General features: G+C 46.1%; 18 protein-coding genes, 1 pseudogene and 1 riboswitch. Of the genes and pseudogenes, 4 read left to right on the forward strand and 15 right to left on the reverse strand.

From position 1 onward, the window contains the following. Window positions 1–285: 285 nt before the first annotated feature. From ERX55_RS09020 to ERX55_RS09080, 13 genes are all read right to left on the reverse strand, one after another. Entirely contained in the window at window positions 286–1,593 is a 1,308-nt protein-coding gene (locus ERX55_RS09020; protein ID WP_133452248.1) for a hemolysin family protein, read from the reverse strand. A 12-nt stretch (window positions 1,594–1,605) separates the two neighbouring features. Next, window positions 1,606–1,986, reverse strand: a complete 381-nt coding sequence (locus ERX55_RS09025) for a MerR family transcriptional regulator (protein ID WP_133452249.1) — start codon at window positions 1,984–1,986, stop codon at window positions 1,606–1,608. A 69-nt stretch (window positions 1,987–2,055) separates the two neighbouring features. Then, the gene (locus ERX55_RS09030) at window positions 2,056–2,484 is read right to left on the reverse strand and encodes a GNAT family N-acetyltransferase (RefSeq protein ID WP_133452250.1); all 429 of its coding nucleotides are present in this window, start codon (window positions 2,482–2,484) and stop codon (window positions 2,056–2,058) included. A 107-nt stretch (window positions 2,485–2,591) separates the two neighbouring features. Beyond that, window positions 2,592–4,685 carry an ATP-dependent Clp protease ATP-binding subunit gene (locus ERX55_RS09035; protein ID WP_133452251.1) on the reverse strand — a complete coding sequence of 698 codons (2,094 nt, stop codon included), beginning with the start codon at window positions 4,683–4,685 and terminating at the stop codon, window positions 2,592–2,594. A 164-nt stretch (window positions 4,686–4,849) separates the two neighbouring features. Then, entirely contained in the window at window positions 4,850–6,016 is a 1,167-nt protein-coding gene (locus ERX55_RS09040; RefSeq protein ID WP_133452252.1) for an aminotransferase class I/II-fold pyridoxal phosphate-dependent enzyme, read from the reverse strand. A 12-nt stretch (window positions 6,017–6,028) separates the two neighbouring features. Next, window positions 6,029–7,291, reverse strand: coding sequence for a diaminopimelate decarboxylase (gene lysA / locus ERX55_RS09045; protein ID WP_133452253.1), 1,263 nt, complete (start codon window positions 7,289–7,291; stop codon window positions 6,029–6,031). Continuing rightward, a complete protein-coding gene (gene alr, locus ERX55_RS09050) occupies window positions 7,292–8,356 on the reverse strand; it encodes an alanine racemase (RefSeq protein WP_133452254.1) in 1,065 nt (354 codons plus the stop codon). Beyond that, complete coding sequence (locus ERX55_RS09055; protein ID WP_133452255.1) at window positions 8,353–9,498, reverse strand: M20 metallopeptidase family protein; 1,146 nt, start codon at window positions 9,496–9,498, stop codon at window positions 8,353–8,355. Before ERX55_RS09055 ends, alr begins: the two co-directional genes overlap by 4 nt. Before the next feature lie 16 nt (window positions 9,499–9,514). After that, entirely contained in the window at window positions 9,515–10,234 is a 720-nt protein-coding gene (gene dapD, locus ERX55_RS09060; RefSeq protein ID WP_133452256.1) for a 2,3,4,5-tetrahydropyridine-2,6-dicarboxylate N-acetyltransferase, read from the reverse strand. A 12-nt stretch (window positions 10,235–10,246) separates the two neighbouring features. Next, window positions 10,247–10,966: a 4-hydroxy-tetrahydrodipicolinate reductase gene (dapB, locus tag ERX55_RS09065; RefSeq protein ID WP_133452257.1), complete on the reverse strand. Its 720-nt coding sequence runs from the start codon at window positions 10,964–10,966 to the stop codon at window positions 10,247–10,249. Next, window positions 10,963–11,844 carry a 4-hydroxy-tetrahydrodipicolinate synthase gene (gene dapA / locus ERX55_RS09070; protein WP_133452258.1) on the reverse strand — a complete coding sequence of 294 codons (882 nt, stop codon included), beginning with the start codon at window positions 11,842–11,844 and terminating at the stop codon, window positions 10,963–10,965. Before dapA ends, dapB begins: the two co-directional genes overlap by 4 nt. Continuing rightward, a complete protein-coding gene (locus ERX55_RS09075; protein WP_133452259.1) occupies window positions 11,841–12,830 on the reverse strand; it encodes an aspartate-semialdehyde dehydrogenase in 990 nt (329 codons plus the stop codon). The genes dapA and ERX55_RS09075 overlap by 4 nt, the downstream gene beginning before the upstream one ends. Before the next feature lie 17 nt (window positions 12,831–12,847). Further along, window positions 12,848–14,050 (reverse strand): aspartate kinase, encoded by a 1,203-nt coding sequence (locus ERX55_RS09080; RefSeq protein ID WP_243721490.1) that lies wholly within the window; start codon window positions 14,048–14,050, stop codon window positions 12,848–12,850. Between the two features lie 71 nt (window positions 14,051–14,121). Continuing rightward, window positions 14,122–14,298, reverse strand: a riboswitch (Lysine riboswitch). 168 nt (window positions 14,299–14,466) lie between these two features. Between ERX55_RS09080 and ERX55_RS09085 the strand changes: the two genes are divergently transcribed. Continuing rightward, window positions 14,467–15,210: a thermonuclease family protein gene (locus ERX55_RS09085; RefSeq protein ID WP_165983765.1), complete on the forward strand. Its 744-nt coding sequence runs from the start codon at window positions 14,467–14,469 to the stop codon at window positions 15,208–15,210. 48 nt (window positions 15,211–15,258) lie between these two features. On the opposite strand, the gene ERX55_RS09090 is transcribed toward ERX55_RS09085, so the two are convergent. Further along, window positions 15,259–15,552 carry a hypothetical protein gene (locus ERX55_RS09090; RefSeq protein WP_133452262.1) on the reverse strand — a complete coding sequence of 98 codons (294 nt, stop codon included), beginning with the start codon at window positions 15,550–15,552 and terminating at the stop codon, window positions 15,259–15,261. 172 nt (window positions 15,553–15,724) lie between these two features. Here ERX55_RS09090 and ERX55_RS09095 point away from each other — a divergent pair, with 172 nt between their 5' ends. Both ERX55_RS09095 and ERX55_RS09100 read left to right on the forward strand, forming a co-directional pair. Beyond that, complete coding sequence (locus ERX55_RS09095) at window positions 15,725–16,369, forward strand: AzlC family ABC transporter permease (RefSeq protein ID WP_133452263.1); 645 nt, start codon at window positions 15,725–15,727, stop codon at window positions 16,367–16,369. Continuing rightward, window positions 16,366–16,686 (forward strand): branched-chain amino acid transporter permease, encoded by a 321-nt coding sequence (locus ERX55_RS09100; RefSeq protein WP_133452264.1) that lies wholly within the window; start codon window positions 16,366–16,368, stop codon window positions 16,684–16,686. Before ERX55_RS09095 ends, ERX55_RS09100 begins: the two co-directional genes overlap by 4 nt. Before the next feature lie 32 nt (window positions 16,687–16,718). On the opposite strand, the gene rpsN is transcribed toward ERX55_RS09100, so the two are convergent. Further along, on the reverse strand, window positions 16,719–16,988 hold the full coding sequence (gene rpsN, locus ERX55_RS09105) for a 30S ribosomal protein S14 (RefSeq protein ID WP_133452265.1): 270 nt from the start codon (window positions 16,986–16,988) through the stop codon (window positions 16,719–16,721). A gap of 458 nt (window positions 16,989–17,446) precedes the next feature. Here rpsN and ERX55_RS09110 point away from each other — a divergent pair. Beyond that, window positions 17,447–18,687: pseudogene (locus tag ERX55_RS09110) on the forward strand (FAD-binding protein). The last annotated feature ends 95 nt before the right edge of the window (window positions 18,688–18,782 follow it).

Consider the following 18,782-nt stretch of genomic DNA (forward strand, 5'->3'; position numbering starts at 1 on the left):
CTAAATGGACAGTCAGCGATGGAAGTGTTTTTGAAGGAGCTAATCAAGGAGAACATACTGAGTGAATCCCTAGGATTCTATATGAACTAGATTTGTCAGGGTGGCTAACTTGTAATTGCAATTTAGAGTTGGAATATTTTTATGCAACACTAGTGAATTTTACTATCAAATAAAAATAAAAACCTCATCTACTGATGATGTCTGATGAGGTTTCTGCTATTAATGATGGCACTGCTTATGCATATCGATGACCATCCGTCCCTGAATCGTGCCATTCTGATTTTATTATCCTTCTGCCACTTGAGGTGTCTCGTAGATCTCTATCCAGTTGATGTGATGGTCGTCTCTTTCCAGAACATGGAACATATAGCCTTCATGAAAGACTTCATCTGATTCTTCTGTCATTAAACTCATCCAGCCGCCCATCGTGTCTATCGAATTTCGTTCGATGGTGATGTCCAGTAATTTCTCGATGTCATTAATGGCTGCGCTTGAATGGACTTTGTAATGATTGTCAGCGATTTTGATGATGCGCTCAGGTTCTTCCTCGTCGTGTTCATCCCGGATTTCACCGACCAGTTCTTCGATGATATCCTCAATGGTCACAATACCGCTTGTACCGCCGTACTCATCCATCAGTATCGCCAGATGGACACGTTTCTGACGCATTTTCTGCAGGAGACTGTTCAGTGAAACGGATTCGATATCCCGGATAACAGGATTGATATAGTCCGTCATCTTCATGTTTAAGACGCTTTCTTTATCCATCATGGTGAACTTGATGAAATCCTTCATATGGATAAAGCCGATGATCTGGTCTTTATCGCCTTCATAGACCGGATACCTTGTATAGCGTTCTTCTGTCATACACTTCAGGACTTCTGCCATTGAAGCCGTCACGTCAAAACCGATGATTTCATTACGCGGTGTCATGATCTCTCTTGCCACTTTGTCATCAAATTCAAAGACATTATTGATGACGTTCAGTTCCTCTATATCTATCTCACCTGACTGGTAGCTGTCAGATAACAGGAGACGCAGTTCTTCTTCACTGTGTGTCATTTCATGCTCACTGACCGGTTTAATACCCAGCAGTCGGATCAGCAGTCTGGCAGATCCGTTCAGTATCCAGATGAATGGATAGAGCAGTCTGTAGAAGAACATAATAGGTTTGCTGAACATCAGCGTCACCGCTTCTGCTTTCTGGATCGCAATGGTCTTCGGCGCAAGTTCGCCGACGACGACATGCAGGAAGGTCGCGATGATGAAAGCGCCCGCCAGTGTGAAGCCATGAATCCAGCCGTGCGGGATTCCTAAGGCTGTAAAAAGCGGATGCAGCATGAACTCAAACGTCTTCTCTCCGACCATCCCGATACCAAGGGCCGTGATGGTAATGCCGAGCTGACAGGCACTTAAGTATTCATCGAGCTGGCTGACCACTTTCTGTGCGGCCTGTGAACCCGGTTTCCCTTCAGCTACAAGCTGACTTAATCTTGAGTGCCTCACTTTGACGATAGCGAACTCTGTAGCGACGAAAAATGCGGTCAAGATGATGAGTAGAGTAAAAATGATTAAATTGATTGTGGTTTCCAAAAATATCCTCCGTTAATGTAGAAGTAGAAGCAGTGCTTTAACTACTGCCAAGTCTCTCGTTGCCAGCTGTTTAATCTGTTCGAGATTATCAGACTGTGCGATGCGCTTGATATCCTGTTCAAGCTGTTTAATCTGCGACTGTATATCGCGCCGTTCAGGTGTGAGAATCTGGCGGATTTCAGTGAGATGCTTACCTTGAGTCTTCAGATTTTCGATCTGATGAACACGGTCAACCATCGCTACATCATACAGCCGGTAATTAGATGTTGTCCGTTCGAAGTCCAGCAGCTTCATATTGGTGTAATAATCAATTGTCCGGTTAGTAACACCTGCCAGCTTCGCCAGTTCACCGATTTTTAGTAAGTCCTTCCCATCAATATCCCTCCAAACCATCACGTGATAGTTTTATTATAACACGTTGACTGATAGACACAAAAAAACAGCCCTTCTGCTGAAAGGCTGTTAAAGTTCCATATCGATATGCGGGATTTCATGATGATTATAGACATCGGACGTCGCAGTAAAACCGAAGGATTCATAGAATTCCTTCAGATAAGCTTGCGCAATAATCTTGATCGTCTTGCCCGGATAGCGTTTCTGAATCTCTTCAATGGTCAGACCGACGAGCTTTCGGCCTAACTTCTGCTTGCGAAACTCCTTCAGGACGAGCACTCGGCCAAATCTGATGCAGTCAGGTTCTTCAATGATACGAGAATACGCTTTAAGCTGGCCATCTTCTTCCAATGAAACATGCAGGCACGTGCGGTCGTGCTGATCCACATCATTGTAATGTCCGTCCTGTTCTACAATAAAGGTGTTGATTCTCGCTTCAATAATCGTCAATATCTCTTCTGAAGAAAGTTCCTGCAGTTTCTTCACTTTGAGTTCCATGTGCTCACTCTCCTTACTGTTTATGGTGTCCATTATAGATGTTTTGATGAGAAATAACTACTGATTGACTAACGCAAAAAAGACAGCTCATCTGAGCTGCCCTCTGCTTATGCATTGATGACAAGTTGTTTATCTTGAACGTCGATATTCACTTCTTTAACTTCCGGATGATCCAGGTAGTGATCTGTGATCATATCGCGTACATGCTGTTCAACGACGCGGCGTAATGGACGTGCCCCGAGTTTCTCATCGTAGCCTTGTTCAATCAGCCAGTCTTTAGCGTCTTCCGAAATGTTCATCGTGATTTCTTTTTTGTCGAGTGTGTGCTGCACATCTGCGAGCATCAGTTCAACAATGTGTCTTAAGTCTTCTTTTGTCAGATGCTTGAACTCCACAATCGCATTGAAACGGTTGAGGAATTCCGGACGGAAGAAGTGCTTGAGGTCATCAAAGATGCTCTCTCTGTCTGCTTCCTGACCATCACCGAACCCTGCGTTTGAAGTGGCGATGATAATAGTGTTCTTGAAGTTAACGATGTTGCCCTGTCCGTCTGTCAGTTTACCGTCATCCAGTACTTGCAGTAACAGTGTCAGGATCTGCGGATTCGCTTTCTCGATTTCATCGAACAGAATGACAGAGTATGGGTTACGTCTGACTTTTTCAGTCAATGTGTTGGCGTTATCATCGTAGCCGACATAGCCTGCTGTTGTACCGATCATTTTAGAGACTGCTGTCTGGTCCATGTATTCACTCATGTCGAGTCTGATCAGGGAATCTTTATTACCGAACAGGTCCACCGCCAGTTGTTTAGCAAGTTCTGTTTTACCGACACCCGTCGGACCGACGAATAAGAAGCTGCCGATCGGACGGTTGCCTTCGTCAAACCCTGCACGATTACGTCTGATAGCACGGGATACTGCTGTCACTGCATCCGCTTGGCCGATGATTTTTTCTTCAAGGCGTGACTGAATGTTTTTCAGACGTTCCAGATCATCAGAATCCATTTTAGAGACCGGAATACCTGTCAGGCGTTCAACCGTTGCTGCGACTTCATCAACTGTGACCGTATTTTTATTGTCGTCATGTGCTGCTGTCACTTGATCATTCAGTTCTTTGATCCGAGCCTGCAGCTGACTTGCTTTTTCATATTCTTCTTTCTGCACAACCTGTTCTTTTTCTGCTGTCAGTGCTTGAATTTCTTTCTCAGCTTCCACTTTATCTACTGCAGTATGAGCGGCAGAGACGTGTGCTGCAGTGATATCCATCAAGTCAATTGCTTTATCCGGTAAAGTGCGCTGCGGAATATACTGGATAGACAGCTCAATCGCTGCTTTCAGTGCTGCGTCCGGAATCTCAACATTATGGTGTTTTTCGTAGTTGTCACGGATGCCTTTCAAGATTTCAAAGGCATCTTCTTTAGAAGGTTCATTGACGACGACTTCATTGAAACGGCGTGATAAAGCTGCATCCTTCAAGATGGTATTACGGTATTCATCCTGAGTTGTCGCACCGATGACAGAGATTTCACCACGGCTCAGTGCCGGTTTCATGATATCCGACAGTCCTTTGCTGCCTGAGTCACCGCCAGTAGAGCCTGCACCGATCATCTGATGGATTTCATCCAGGAATAAGACGATATTGCCGTGTGCCTTCACTTCATCCAGTAATTTCTGAACATTTTCCTCAAATGCACCGCGGTACTGTGTGCCTGCTTCCAGCGCTGAAATATCAAGTGAGTAGATTTCCTTGTCTTTGATTGAAGCCGGGACATTTCCTTTCACTATCTCCTGAGCGAGGCCTTCGACGATCGCTGTCTTACCGACCCCTGCTTCACCGACTAGGATTGGATTGTTCTTGATACGGCGGCTCAGTACTTCCGCTGTATCCTGAATCTCTTTATCGCGGCCGATCACCGGGTCAAGTTTGCCTTGTCGTGCTTCTTCAGTTAAGTTGCGGCCTAGTTTACCGAGTATTCCATCTGCAGATAACGGGTTATTCTGTCCTGTGACAGACGATGGCTGTTGATCCTCCTTGAACTGGTAGCCCTGCTGTTTAAGTGCAGATAATTGTTCAGGTGTGACTTCCTGGCCGTTGATATAGTAGCGTTTTTTAGTGTAATTGTTAGTTTTCATCTGGTTCATATCGTTAAACATACTGTTAAATAATGCATCAAATTCGTTGCTGAAAAATGAGTTATTCATAACTTATTCCTCCTAATATTCAGTTGTCATTTTACTATCAAAGGGTGCTTATTCCTTTGATATATTCATTATATACCCAAGGTCAAAAAAGGTCAAACAATTTATTGACCTTTTTTGACTATTATTTTTGCATAAAAAAAGAGCCTCCAAAAAGGAGACTGCTGCTAATGATGATGATAATCTGTTAAAAATCGTTCCAGGCGGTTGCAGCCTTCTACAATCTCTTCCATTGTACTCGCAAAAGAAATTCGAATATGACCTTCACCGTAGGATGTAAAGGCAGCACCAGGGACGACTGCTACTTGCTCCGCTGCCAGCAGCTCTGTCGCAAACTGAAAGGAGTCGCTGTTATAGGCTGAGATATCAGGCAGAATGTAGAATGCACCGGTGGGCAGCTCCACTGGCAGTCCCATCTGTCTCAGTCTGTCATAGAGATAGTCTCTTCTCTCCCGGTAAGCTGTATTCATATCAGTGATCATCTGCTTGGCGGCTGGATGCGTCAAAGCTGCAGTTGCACCGTATTGTGAGGGTGTGGCAGCACAGATTGAGTTATAGAGATGGACTTTTGTTACCTGGTCAATGGCCGCTTCCGGTGCCAGTACATAACCGATTCGAGCCCCGGTCATGGCATGTGACTTCGATAAGCCGTTGATATAGAAGAGCTGACTGCGTACTTCAGGATGTTCTATGAAGGAATGATGCTGACCTTCATAGATATTCTCTGAATAGATCTCATCCGTAATGATGAAAAGATCTCTGTCCTTCAAGAGCTGCACAAGTTCCTGGATGGTTTCTGCACTCAATGTCGTGCCGGTTGGATTAGTCGGATAATTGAAGAGGACCGCTTTCGTCCGGGGAGTGATTGCTGCAGCGATCTGTGCTGCTGTCGGCACAAAATGCGTCTCTGTCGTATCGACAAATACCGTCTTCGCACCGAGCAGCTGAATGATCGGCTCGTAGCCCGCATAGGCAGGTGCAGGAATAATGACTTCATCCCCCGTATTCAGAATCGTTCTGAAGATACTGTCAATCGCTTCTGAGCCGCCATTTGTAATCAGCACTTCAGTCTCAGGATGATAATCCACATTAAACCGCTCAGCTATGTAATCTGTAATTGCCGTACGCAATTCTATCAGGCCTTTGTTATGCGTGTAGCGCAACTGCCCTGCTTCGACGGCTGTTGTCATCGCCTGTCTGATAAAGTCCGGTGTATCAAATCCCGACTGTCCTAAAGTCAGATTAATGCCATTCTCATACTGGCTGACCTTGTTCGCAAACTGACGGGTCCCCGGTACTTGTAATGCCATCACCCGGTCATTGAATTGTGGCATGGCTGTTCCTCCTTAGATGATGTCATTCTGGATGAGCTGTTCCAGTGTCTGACGCTTGATAACCGGTCTGACGCCTGCCTCAGAGACGAAGACAACAGCGGGTTTCAGCATCTGATTGTAGTTTGAACTCATGCTATAGTGATAAGCGCCAGTCGACAGAACTGCAAGCAGGTCGCCCCGTCTGATACTTGCCGGCAGCTTGATATCCCGGCGGATAATATCACCTGACTCACATAGCTTGCCGGCAATCGTCATCATCTTGTCATGCGTTTCCTCACGATTCACCAGCCGCAGTTCATACTTGGCATCGTATAACGCCGTACGGATATGATCGCTCATGCCGCCGTCAATCGACACATAGTAATTTGTACCTGGAATATCCTTGATATTGCCGACTTCATATAAAGTGATGCCCGCTTCTCCGACGATGGAACGGCCCGGTTCCAGAGAAAGTTCCGGCACTGGATAATCATGTGTCTGGCAGGCTGACTGAATGGCATCTGTAATGGTTCTGATGCCTTCTTCAATCGGATAGCTTACATCATCATCTGTGTATTTAATGCTGAAGCCGCCGCCGATATTCAGCACCTGAATATGGATATCGTTTTCTTTCAGCCATTCAATCACCAGTTTAACAGTCTCCACTGTCCCTGTTGATTCAAAAATCTGCGAGCCGATATGGAAGTGCACACCCATAAAGTCGATATGTTCAGCTGCCTCAATCTGGCGGACACCTTCTAGCGCCAGCCCTTTCTTGATACTGAGACCGAATTTGCTGTCTTCCTGTCCCGTCTGAATAAACTCATGCGTGTGTGCTTCAACACCTGGATTAATACGGAGCACTGCCTTGACCTGTCTCGTCGCCAGCGCATTGATACGCGCGACTTCATCCAGACTGTCGATGACGAAGTATTCAACGCCTGACTCAATCGCATAGATAATCTCCCGGTCCGTCTTATTATTGCCGTGGAAATGAATATGGCCCGGTGCTACATGTGACTGCAGCGCTGTATAGAGTTCACCTTCACTGACCACATCCAGTCCCATCTGTTCTTCCGCCATCAGATTGAACAGCTGGACGCTTGAGAAGGCTTTGGAAGCATAAGAAATCGTATAGTCCAGCCCGGATGCTGTAAGCGCACGGTGAAATCTCCGGCATTGTTCTCTGATCATCGTTTCATCATAGACGAAGAGTGGTGTTCCGTATTCCTTCGCGATATCAGACAGCTTATGGCCATGCAGCGTCAGTTCATTATTCACATATTGTAATGTCATTTAAAGTATCTCCTTTTTGAGTGAGTGATGGTTCAGAGCACTCAGTTGTTCTGAATTTGCACCGACACCTTTGAATGTATGTTCATCGATACGAATAGCATTGCTATAGAGAATCACCGTGTCGCCCGGCTTCACGCTGTCATCCACTTCCACAAAGAGATGGCTCATCATCAGCGCACGGATAGGAAAACGCCTGCCGTTGATCAGACAGTCGTGCTTGCTGCGGGTGCGGAGTATACCGTCGCCGTACCCGATATCAATGACAGCTATCTTCACGTCATGATCAGCTGTATAAGCGAAACTATAACCGGCTGATGCCCCTTTTTTAAGCTCACGTATCTGAATAACGTTCGCACTGACAGTCAGAGCCTGCTGAGTAATGGTTTCATCCAGACTTGAGTAAGGCCTGCTGCCGTAGAGGATAATGCCTAGCCGCGCATGGCTGTGCTGACTAAAGAGACCGTCCCTGACGAAACTTGCGCTGTTCTGGGCATGCACATAGTCAAAATGATAATCCTCTAGCATCTCACCTAGTCCAGCCAGCCATGCAGCTTTCTCCATTGCATAATCCGGCACATCAAACTCATCTGCATAGCCGAAATGTGTCCATATCCCTGTGATGTTCATCTGTTCATGTTCCGGTCGTTGCTCATTGAGGCGGATGACTTCTCGCATCTCATCGAACGTCTTAAATCCTGAACGATGCAGCAGATTTTCAAACTCCAGATGGACATCGAGGCCCGCAAGTTCTGTCTGATATTCTTCGTAGAATGCGAGCGACGGCAATGTCATATGGATACGGTGATGTCTCAGTACATCGAACTCGGTGGATGGATTCATCAGAAAGATGGTCGCATCAGGGGCCAGTTCACGTACACGCAATGCTTCATGCAGCACAGTGGTACTGAACGTATCGATACCTGCCGACAGAAAGGCTGCCACTGCAAAGTCCAGTCCATAGTGATAGGCATTGTTTTTGACGACAGCCATGACCGGCTGTCCTTGGATCACATGCTGAATGTTTTCTTTGAAGACCTGAGTATCAAGTGTCCATCTGGCGGTCATAGCGTCGCCTCGAATCTACTGAGAATCGCACTGAACAGGTCGACGCCGCCGAGCAGCACCTTCTCATCAAAGTTCAAGGTTGATGTGTGTAAACCGGTGACAAAATTCTGGGCGGTATTGCGGCAGCCCAGAAAGGCAAAGGCAGTCGGTGCGATCGTACTGTAGAACGCAAAATCCTCACCGAATAAATAGGGCTCCTTTTTCTCAACCCATTCAAGACTCGTGTCCTCACTCGCCGCTTTCATCATGGCATAGGCCGCACGATCATTATGTGTCGACGGATAGCCTTCTGAGAACTTCACTTCAACATTTGTACCTGTCACGACGGCACAGGCTTCAGCAATCTTTGTCATCTGTGTCTGAACGGTCTCCAGGTCAGCCTTATCATACGTTCTGATGGTCCCTTCCAGATAACCATTCGAAGGAACGGTGTTGATCGCTTCACCGGCATGGAACTGGCCGATATGGACAATATTCTGCCGGAGACCCGGCAGATGATAATGCTGCAGCTGTGACACCTGATTCAAAATAAAGGTCAGCGCCTCACCGGCAGAATGCCCCTGCTCCTTATTCGCGACATGAGCTGACAGTCCCGTGATAAAGAAGCGGTATTCTGTCGCACTCGCTGTAATCGCACCTGGTTTCGACAGAATCAGTCCTTCCTCATTATCAGGCATCATATGCAGACCGAAGATATAGTCAGGTTGCGGATCAAAGGTGTAGGCTTGCAGCAGCTGGTGCGCCCCCGCTTCTGTTTCCTCGGAAGGCTGGAATATAAAGTAGACGGTCGCTGTCAATTGACCTGCATCGTATAGCGCTTTGACACGCTTTGCAAAAGCGAGCAGCATCGTCGTATGCCCGTCATGGCCACAAGCATGCATGACATTGTCTACTGCTGAGCGGTAGTCAACATCATTCTCTTCCTGAATCGGCAGCGCGTCGATATCTGCGCGGAAAGCGACTGCTCGATCTGTCGTGCCCTTCAGATACGCGACGACCCCTGTCGGCAACGGCGTCTCATAAGGGATGCCCGCCATGTCCAGTTCGTTTTTAATGAAAGCTGTCGTCTCAAATTCCTGCATGCTCAGTTCAGGATGCTGATGCAGCCAGCGTCTCGTCTCTTTCAGATATTCATATTCCATAACCTTCACCTCTATATTAGTCGTTCAGTTTTCTCAGTGCCTGTACAATCTCAATTTTAGAACTTTCCACTTCATGTGCCTGCTTGATGACACGTGCCGGCATCCCTGCGACGACTGCTCCGGCCGGCACATCTTCCGTCACAATGGCACCCGCCGCTACAACGGCGCCTTTACCGATACGGACCCCTTCCAGTACGACGGCATTGGCGCCGATCAAGACATCATCCTCCACAATGACAGGCTGTGCACTCGGTGGCTCAATGACACCGGCAAGTACAGCTCCGGCACCGACATGGACGTTTTTGCCGGTTGTCGCACGGCCGCCGAGTGTTGCGTTCATATCAATCATCGTCCCTGCACCGACGACTGCGCCGATATTAACGGTTGCTCCCATCATGATGACTGCCCCGTCATGGATCTCCGCATGCTCACGGATAAATGCCCCCGGCTCGATACGCGCGTTGATTTTGGTCTGGTCAATCAGTGGAATCGCTGAATTACGACGGTCATACTCCACTTCGACATCTGTCATGACAGCCTGATGTTCTTCATAGAAAGCTGTCCAGTCCTTGAAGTCACCGAAAATCGTTTTAGATGATTCACTGCCGAAGACTTTCAGGCTCGTCGGGAATGTAACGTCACTGAAATTGCCGTTGACATAGACTTTGACCGGCGTCTTCTTCTCGCTATCACTGATATATTGAATAATTTCCTGTGCTGATTGTAATGTCATCATTTAATCTCCTTTTTATAAGTTATCGAATGTGTAGTAGCCAGGCGTTTTGTTCACCAGCTGTTCTGCGACATCAAGGCTGCCACTGGCGAAGATGTCTTTGCTCTGTGCGCGGTGAATGATCTGGATCGTTTCGTCATGGCCGGCGAACAGGACTTCATGCTCACCGACAATGGTACCGCCGCGGACAACATTGATGCCGATTTCGTCATCTGTCCTTGCACTTTCCAGTTCAGTTCGGTCATATACCGGATACGCGGCTTCGCGCTTTTCTTTGATGGCATCATACAGTTTAACGAGGGTCCCGCTCGGGGCGTCCACTTTCTTACGATGATGCTTTTCTGTCAGTTCGATATCATAGTTCTGCAATAGAGGGACGCTGTACTTGATGATTTCAGTCAGAATGTGCACGCCGTAGCTCATGTTGGCACTGAAGAAGACCGGCTTCGTTGCTGCAGCCGCTTCAAGGGCCTGGATGATCTCTTCTTTCCGTCCCGTCGTTGCCATGACCAGCGGCACAGGCTGTTCTTTGCGGATGACAGGCAGCGACAGGTCAGGATGTGAAAAATCAATGATGACATCTGCTGCCGGCCACTCCTCTTCTATTTTGAATGATGGATAAGGATAATGTTTATCTGACTTTGTGATAATACCTGCAATGCTGTGACCACGCTCTTCAGTAAGACGGGCGACGCGTTCATTCATAGCACCATAACCGACTAACAGAACCTTCATGACACTTCACCTTTATAGGTCTTGTATGCCTGGTGGATAGCTGCGCTGTCTGCTTGCTCCAGTGGCACAAGCGGTAATCTGACTTCACCGTTTGCATAACCCAGTGCAGTGACAAGCGCTTTGATCGGCATCGGATTGACATCAACACCGAGTGCATCAATCAAAGGGCTCACTTGATTGAAGAGACGTTCTGCTTCCTGTGGGTCTGTCGCATATGTTTCGTAGATGGCCTGGAATTCAGCAGGCACTGCATTCGCCACCACCGAGATGACGCCGTCTCCTCCGCGAGCGTAAAATGGAATGATAGAATCATCGTTACCGCTGTAAAGGGCAAATTCATCTGATACCGCGGCTCTTACTTGCTCCAGATAACGCATATCACCTGTTGCATCTTTCAGCGCCACAATATGAGGATGCGCCGCTAATTTAACCACTGTCTCCGGTTCAATCGTCATATTGGTTCTAGCCGGCACATTGTACAAGACTACAGGCAGCTCCACAGCATCCGCGATGGCAGTGAAATGCGCAATAAGTCCGCGCTGATTCGTTTTATTGTAATAAGGGGTGATCAGCATGATTGCATCGGCACCTGCTGCTTTTACTTTCAAGGAATGCTCGATGGAGGCTGCTGTATTGTTGGAACCCGTCCCTACGACGATCGGCACTCGGCCAGCAGCGACCCTGACCGCCAGTTTCACGAGATTGAGCTTTTCCTCCTCATTCAGTGTCGACCCTTCTCCCGTCGTACCGTTAACAAAAATAGACTGCATGCCATTTGTAATCAGAAACTCTACATGCCGTTCAAATGTTGCGTAATCTACGGCACCGTCCTTAAAAGGCGTCGTGATTGCTACTGCTGTCCCTGTAAATAATGTCATTGAGTCTGTCCCCTCTCTTCTAGTAATGATTCCAGAATCTGCACGGCATTCAGTGCGGCCCCTTTCAGCAGGTTGTCTGCTGTACACCAGATATGGAATGTATTATCGAGCGATTCGTCTGCCCGTATACGGCCGACAAATACTTCATCGCGACCAGTGGAATGAATAGCAAGCGGGTAGGCATTATTTTCCACGTCATCAACCACTACAACTCCCTGCTGGTGGCTCAGCACTTCTCTGATGGCTTCGACAGTAGCCGGTTTTTCAAGGGTCACGTTAATGGCTACGCTATGGCTGTCTTCAACGGGTACTCTTACACACGTCGCAGTGACACGCAGCTCAGGCAGCTGAAGAATTTTTTTTGTCTCTTCAACCATTTTCACTTCTTCTTTTGTATAGCCATCTTCCTGGAAAACATCGATATGCGGGAGCACATTGTTATGAATCGGGTGCGGATAGTTCGTCGGTTCCGCGCCTTGAGCCCCTTCCCGCAGATCGTTCAGTCCGGCAAGACCAGAACCTGAGACTGCCTGGTACGTCGTATAAGCGACACGTTTTAAGCCGAATTGATCTGCCAGTGGCTTCAACGGCACCACTGACTGGATGGTTGAGCAGTTAGGATTCGCAATGATTGTGCGGCTCAGCTTCGGCTGATTCACTTCCGGTACAATCAGATCAATATCCTCCTGCATCCGGAATGCACTTGAGTTATCAATGACCACTGCACCTGCCTGTTCAAAGATAGGTGAGAACTGCAGGGATGTGCCGCCCCCTGCACTCATCAGCACGTAGTCATAATGCTCTGCTGCACGTTCTTCAGTTAATTCCTGCACCTCATAGTCCTGTCCTTTAAACGAAACGACCTGTCCTGCTGATTTCTTTGAAGAAAATAACGTTAGTTCGTCAAAGGGAATGCCCTCACGCTCGACCACTTCCATCATTTTTGTACCCACTAAACCTGTTGCGCCCACAATCGCTAATTTCATTTTTACTCCTCCTCTTTTTATAGCTCAAAAGCTGAACATAGCTGCTCGACTGCTTGTCTACCGTTCTGCTGATCGACTACATATGAGATACTGATTTCTGATGTTGTGACCTGATAGAACGGAATGTGGTTATCAAGAAGTGTCATGAACACTTTACTTGCCACTCCTGACATATCTCTCATGCCGGAACCGATGACTGATACTTTGACATAGTCTTCCTGAATAATAAAATTCAGCGGTGGATATTCAGACTGCAGTATCGTGAAAATCTTATTGATCTGATTAGTATCCGTATCTTTCATAGTGAAGGAAATCTGCAGACCTTCCATGTTGACGATCTGCGAAATCATATCGATATTGACTTCTTCCTGTTCCAGCAGTTCAAATAATTTTTTCAGCAGTGCTGAGTCATTCATCGGATAGCTGATTGTCACATAGTCCATATCCTTATCAAGCGCGACGCCCGTGACCGCTTTTCTCTCCAGTATTTCTTCTTGTGCCATAATCCAAGTCCCCTTCTCGTCTGATAATGTCTGTCCCAAATAAATCGGTATCTGATAATTTTTAGCGATCTCTACGCTTCGTGTCTCAAGAACACCGGCACCTAATGCACTCATCTCCATCATCTCTTCGTAGCTTACATAATCAAGACGTTTCGCCGGGTAGATCCGCGGGTCTGTCCCGTAAACGCCGGCTACGTCTGTGTATATTTCACATGAAACATTGAGGGCTGATGCAATTGCGACAGCCGTTGTATCGCTGCCCCCGCGACCCAGAGTCGTGATTTCACCCAGCTCATTCATCCCCTGGAATCCAGCTACGACAACGACGTCGCAAGTTTCAAATGCCTGTTCAAACTTCTGTTCATCAATATTGAGGATTTTACTTTTCAGATGATGCCCTTTCGTTCTGATGCCTGCCTGAAAGCCAGTCATCGCCCGCGTCGCCACTCCTTGTTCTTTCAGGATGATCGACAGATACGAAATAGTCTGCTGTTCACCTGTCGTCAAGAGGAGTGCCAGATCCTGTTCATTCGGCTTTGCTGTCAGCAGTTCTACATTGCTGAGCAGTTCATCTGTCGTCTTGCCCATCGCAGACACTACGACGACAAGCTGCTCACCTTGTGCCGTTCTGTCTTTCAGGTAGCGGCTGATATTTCTGAGCTTGGTGAAATCCGCTACCGAAGTTCCACCAAATTTGATTACACTACGTTTTGTCACACTATATCCTCCCATGGCATCTGAAAACAAAAAAACAAGTTCATCACTGGAATGAACTTGTTTAATCTATTTACAAGTGATGCACTCCATTATTTTTCAAATAATGACAGACTAAGAGCTCTTAACTCAATAATCCAACATAGCCATCCCTGCAAGAATCACTACATTTCGGCATCTCACCCTTTCAGCAAAGTATTTGCAGCTTCCAGACTTTACTTACTGATGATCAATGCGCCTCATCTCTATCTATTTAATTGTTGTTATTTATTATACATAAACAATATCAGAATGTACAGAATATTTATAATCTTAAAATCTCAGCGCATTTTTTTAACTGAATATGTAAAAAATATGTAGATATCTTTAAAAAGTTAAATATAATAATGATAGAACAAATAAACAAAGGGGGAAAAAAGATGAAATCATTTAAAGTATTGATCACTATTTTATTGCTGCTGCTCTTGATTCCTGCACCTCAATCATACGCATTATCCAAGAAAACGGCCGTCTCCTACGTTTCCACCATTGACGGTGATACAGTCAGGGTGAAAAACAGTCGCACCAGCTTTACACTGCGCCTCCTTCTGATTGACGCACCAGAAATCGCTACCTCTTCAAAAGTAGGCCAGCCGTACAGTAAAGAAGCGAAAGCATACCTTACAAAATACCTGCAAGGCAAAAAACTGACCATCGCTTATGACAATGCAATCAAGAAAGACAAAAATGGGCGTCATCTTGTCTATTTATATGCTGATAACGTACTCGTTAACAACGTCATGGTTAAAAACGGCTATGCACGTGTCGGTTACATCATGAGTCAGAAGTATTATCTGAACACACTGAAAAAAAGTGAGAGTGATGCTAAAGCACAGAAATTACGCATTTGGTCTAAAGCAGGTTATGTGAACACAAAAGGGGAAGGATTCGTGACCCCTACATCAACTGCTAAGCCAGCCACCTCTAAAGCCGGTTATCCGACTTCAAAATACAGAAACGGTGCGCCAAAATATTTAAAAAACTGTACAGAAGTCAAGAAGTATTATCCATATGGTATTACGGTTCACCATGTTTCTTATTTAACAAAACATGATCGTGATAATGATAAGCTAGGCTGTGAAGCAACCGGTATCAAGTACGAAAGCTGGATGAAATATAATTAGATAAAAGCCAGGTTCTGTGAAGAACCTGGCTTTTATGTACTGAAAAACTTAAGCTGTCCTGTCCTGCAAGACCTTAAATATCCCTTGATAGTGGTCATCCAGAAAATCAGTCCATTTATACCATTCGCCGTCGTAATAGAGGCTTAATGTATCATGTAATAAGCCTTTTGAGAGTTCAACCTTCTCAATCAGGTCGATAGGAAGTGTCTGGCTGAAGCTATCGGCCGCAGTTAGTCCATAGGCATTGAACTCTAATAGGCGTCGCTCCTCATCTAATATAAGAATGCCGGGACGCTTAACATGTCTGAACTGGAACGTCTTAATGGAACATTTGCATTGCATAGATATCACTCCTTTTTACCATAATAAACCAAAAAGAGAGTGATTGGAAACGTTATCTGAAAATTCTTGATAATCAAAACTGATTTTGTGTTACTATAAGCAAAAGTCTAAAAGGAGGACTGCTATACATAAAGAAGCTATTCACACTGCTTTCCCACCTACTATCCCTATTATGACAGGATTCCTGTTTCTCGGTATCACTTACGGCATCTACATGCACGAACTCGGTCATCCTGCTTATTTTGCACCGTTGATGGCGGCAATCATGCTGGCAGGGTCGATGGAGTTCGTTGCTGGCGTCTTATTATTAGGGACTTTTAATCCCTTGGCTGCTATTATCATGACCCTTATGATCAACGGACGTCATCTTTTCTATGGTATTGCTATGCTGGACCGCTTCAAAGGAACCGGCAAATTAAAGCCTTACTTGATCTACGGCATGTGTGATGAATCATTTGTTGTCAATCAGACCATCCATATCCCGGAGGAGCAGAATAAAAATCTGGTCATGTTCTATGTGACTCTGTTCATTCATAGTTACTGGGTCATCGGCTCACTTCTCGGCAGTTTAATCGGTTCTTTCATCATATTTGATTTGACCGGTCTGGAGTTTGTTCTTGCGGCGCTATTCCTGGTCATCTTCCTGGATGAGTTTCTAAAAGGGAAGCGTGCCCCAGCGACTATCGGTATGATGATTTCTATTATCTGTCTCATGGTGTTCGGCAAAGATTACTTTCTTATCCCCAGCTTTATAGTCATGATCGTCATCTTTTTCGTCTTCCAGCGTTACTTCATCAGGCTGGGTGATACATCATGACCCTGACACAACAGCTGATGCTGATCGCACTGATTACGTGTACGACATTACTGACTCGCTTCCTGCCTTTCATCATCTTCAGATCAGATAGACCGATACCACCGATGATTCAGTATTTCAGCAGCATTCTGCCGCCTGCTCTATTCGGTTTACTCGTTATCTATGCACTCCGGGACATCAAATGGTCATCCTTTGCGAACAGTCTGCTTGCAATAGCTGCCATTATCGCCATTGTGCTGATTCATTTATGGAAACGCAATATGCTGCTGTCTATTGCCGCCGGTACTCTCACCTATATGATCTTGCTCAGAATATAACAAGCCCGCTCCTAAAGGAACGGGCTTTTCTGTTACCAGCTTGACTTCTTGACACCCGGAATCTGTCCTTGATGGGCCAGTTCACGGAATGCGATACGAGAGAGTTTGAATTTCCGGTAGACGCCTCTAGGTCTCCCCGTTAATTCACAGCGTCTAGTCAGACGAGTTGGGGAGGAATCGCGTGGTAACTTTGCTAGTGCTGCATAGTCCCCGTCGCGTTTCAGCTGTTCACGTTTTTCTCTGTACTGCTCGACTAATGCCTGTCTTTTCTTCTCTTTTGCTATCTTGGATTTTTTAGCCATAGTTTCTCCTTTTATAAATCGTAATTATTACGTTTTATAAATATATCATAGTTCTATGACTTACGCAAATCCCTTATTATGTAGTGACAACGTGCTCATCATCAATGTTAAATGCCTGTCGCCGACAAAAGCCTTCTGTTTAAGTTATCCTTTCACCCTCGCCACTCGATTTTTATCTTTTTTCCCATCTGTAAACGAAATAAAAGACGATAGAAAGTACAGTACAGATCAGACCGGAGCCAATCCGTACGTCACTCGGAATCAAAATCGACAGCACTAAGTAAACCAGTGCGATTACTATCAAGACAATTGATAGTAACAAATGAACCTTCATCCTGTTATGTGTGCCCCTTCCCCTGCAAAATTCTTTTTCATTGTTATTATAAGGTTTTATGCCATGATTGCCTAACAACTGGCTGTTGACATGTTAGAATGAAAGCATTCAAGGAGGGGATCTAATGACAAAAACAGTCACAATCATCGGCGCAGGATTAAGTGGATTAGTCGCTGCGACAGAATTACTGAAAACAGGCCATCATGTCGTCATGCTGGACCAGGAACCGGCGCAAGCGATAGGTGGTCAGGCATTCTGGTCATTCGGCGGCTTGTTCTTAGTCAATTCAAGTCTGCAGCGCAAATTTAAAGTGCATGACTCATACGACCTTGCTTTAAACGACTGGCTGGGCACTGCTCGCTTTGACCGCCTGGATGATGAGGATGTCTGGGCGAAGAAATGGGCGGAGGCCTATATTCGTTTCGCCGCATTTGAAAAAGAAAGTTATCTGAAGTCGATGGGTATCAAATTCGCGCCTGTTCTCGGCTGGGCTGAACGCGGCGGGACGAGTGCAGCGGGCCACGGCAATTCAGTACCTCGCTTTCATATCACGTGGGGTACCGGCCCCGGGCTGATTGAGCCTTTCGTCAACTACTGTCTCTCTCATCCATCATTCCAGGCCCTTCTTCGATGTGGTTCGACGCGACGGGCAAGCGTTTCGATGCCCCTGACTATCCCGGATTTGATACACTTCATACACTGGAATCCATCTGCAAGACAGGCTATGATTATTCCTGGTTTATACTGACAGAAGATATCCTGAAAAAAGAGTTTGTGCTGTCAGGCTCAGAACAGAATCCAGATTTAACAGACAAAGACTATCGCCGCATCTTGAAAGAACGCTTATCCAGCGCAGCAACAGCACCAGTTGAAAAGTTCCGGACAGACGGTGAAGATTTTGTGGAAGCAGATAACCTGAAGGATTTAGTCAGTGGCATGAACGCGCTTGCCGGTAATGAACTGCTGGATGATGAGGAAATCAGGAAACAGATTGAGCTGCGCGATTTACAAGTAGATCATCCATTCAGCAAAGACCCTCAAATCACTTTTATTAATGGGGCACGCCATTTCTTGGGTGATAAGTTTATCCGCACTGCGAAGCCGCATAAGTTCCTGGATGGCAGAAAACTGATTGCTGTCAAACTTCATATCATCAGCCGCAAGACATTAGGCGGTATTCAGACCAATTTAAACAGCCAAGTTTTCAATCAGGATGAAGAATTGATTAAAGGTCTGTATGCTGCCGGCGAGGTCGCAGGTTTCGGTGGCGGTGGTGTCCATGGTTACGGCGCCTTAGAAGGTACATTTCTCGGTGGCTGTATCTTTAGCGGCCTGCGTGCAGCCAGAGGGATAGATGCCGAATAATATAAATAAAGGAATCGGATAAATAAAACAGCGATAAAGCCTGAAAATTTCAGAGTTCATCGCTGTTTTTCTCTTTATAGTGAATTCATCATACT

Source organism: Macrococcus bovicus, from assembly GCF_004359575.1.
GTDB classification, from domain to species: Bacteria; Bacillota; Bacilli; order Staphylococcales; family Staphylococcaceae; genus Macrococcus; species Macrococcus bovicus.

Bases quoted from the DNA above. Each gene is read 5' to 3' on its own strand.
- ERX55_RS09025 (WP_133452249.1), bottom strand. From the start codon at position 1,986: ATGGTTTGGAGGGATATTGATGGGAAGGACTTACTAAAAATCGGTGAA.
- ERX55_RS09030 (WP_133452250.1), bottom strand. From the start codon at position 2,484: ATGGAACTCAAAGTGAAGAAACTGCAGGAACTTTCTTCAGAAGAGATA.
- ERX55_RS09035 (WP_133452251.1), bottom strand. From the start codon at position 4,685: ATGAATAACTCATTTTTCAGCAACGAATTTGATGCATTATTTAACAGT.
- ERX55_RS09040 (WP_133452252.1), bottom strand. From the start codon at position 6,016: ATGCCACAATTCAATGACCGGGTGATGGCATTACAAGTACCGGGGACC.
- lysA (WP_133452253.1), bottom strand. From the start codon at position 7,291: ATGACATTACAATATGTGAATAATGAACTGACGCTGCATGGCCATAAG.
- alr (WP_133452254.1), bottom strand. From the start codon at position 8,356: ATGACCGCCAGATGGACACTTGATACTCAGGTCTTCAAAGAAAACATT.
- ERX55_RS09055 (WP_133452255.1), bottom strand. From the start codon at position 9,498: ATGGAATATGAATATCTGAAAGAGACGAGACGCTGGCTGCATCAGCAT.
- dapD (WP_133452256.1), bottom strand. From the start codon at position 10,234: ATGATGACATTACAATCAGCACAGGAAATTATTCAATATATCAGTGAT.
- dapB (WP_133452257.1), bottom strand. From the start codon at position 10,966: ATGAAGGTTCTGTTAGTCGGTTATGGTGCTATGAATGAACGCGTCGCC.
- dapA (WP_133452258.1), bottom strand. From the start codon at position 11,844: ATGACATTATTTACAGGGACAGCAGTAGCAATCACGACGCCTTTTAAG.
- ERX55_RS09075 (WP_133452259.1), bottom strand. From the start codon at position 12,830: ATGAAATTAGCGATTGTGGGCGCAACAGGTTTAGTGGGTACAAAAATG.
- ERX55_RS09085 (WP_165983765.1), top strand. From the start codon at position 14,467: ATGAAATCATTTAAAGTATTGATCACTATTTTATTGCTGCTGCTCTTG.
- ERX55_RS09090 (WP_133452262.1), bottom strand. From the start codon at position 15,552: ATGCAATGCAAATGTTCCATTAAGACGTTCCAGTTCAGACATGTTAAG.
- ERX55_RS09095 (WP_133452263.1), top strand. From the start codon at position 15,725: ATGACAGGATTCCTGTTTCTCGGTATCACTTACGGCATCTACATGCAC.
- ERX55_RS09100 (WP_133452264.1), top strand. From the start codon at position 16,366: ATGACCCTGACACAACAGCTGATGCTGATCGCACTGATTACGTGTACG.
- rpsN (WP_133452265.1), bottom strand. From the start codon at position 16,988: ATGGCTAAAAAATCCAAGATAGCAAAAGAGAAGAAAAGACAGGCATTA.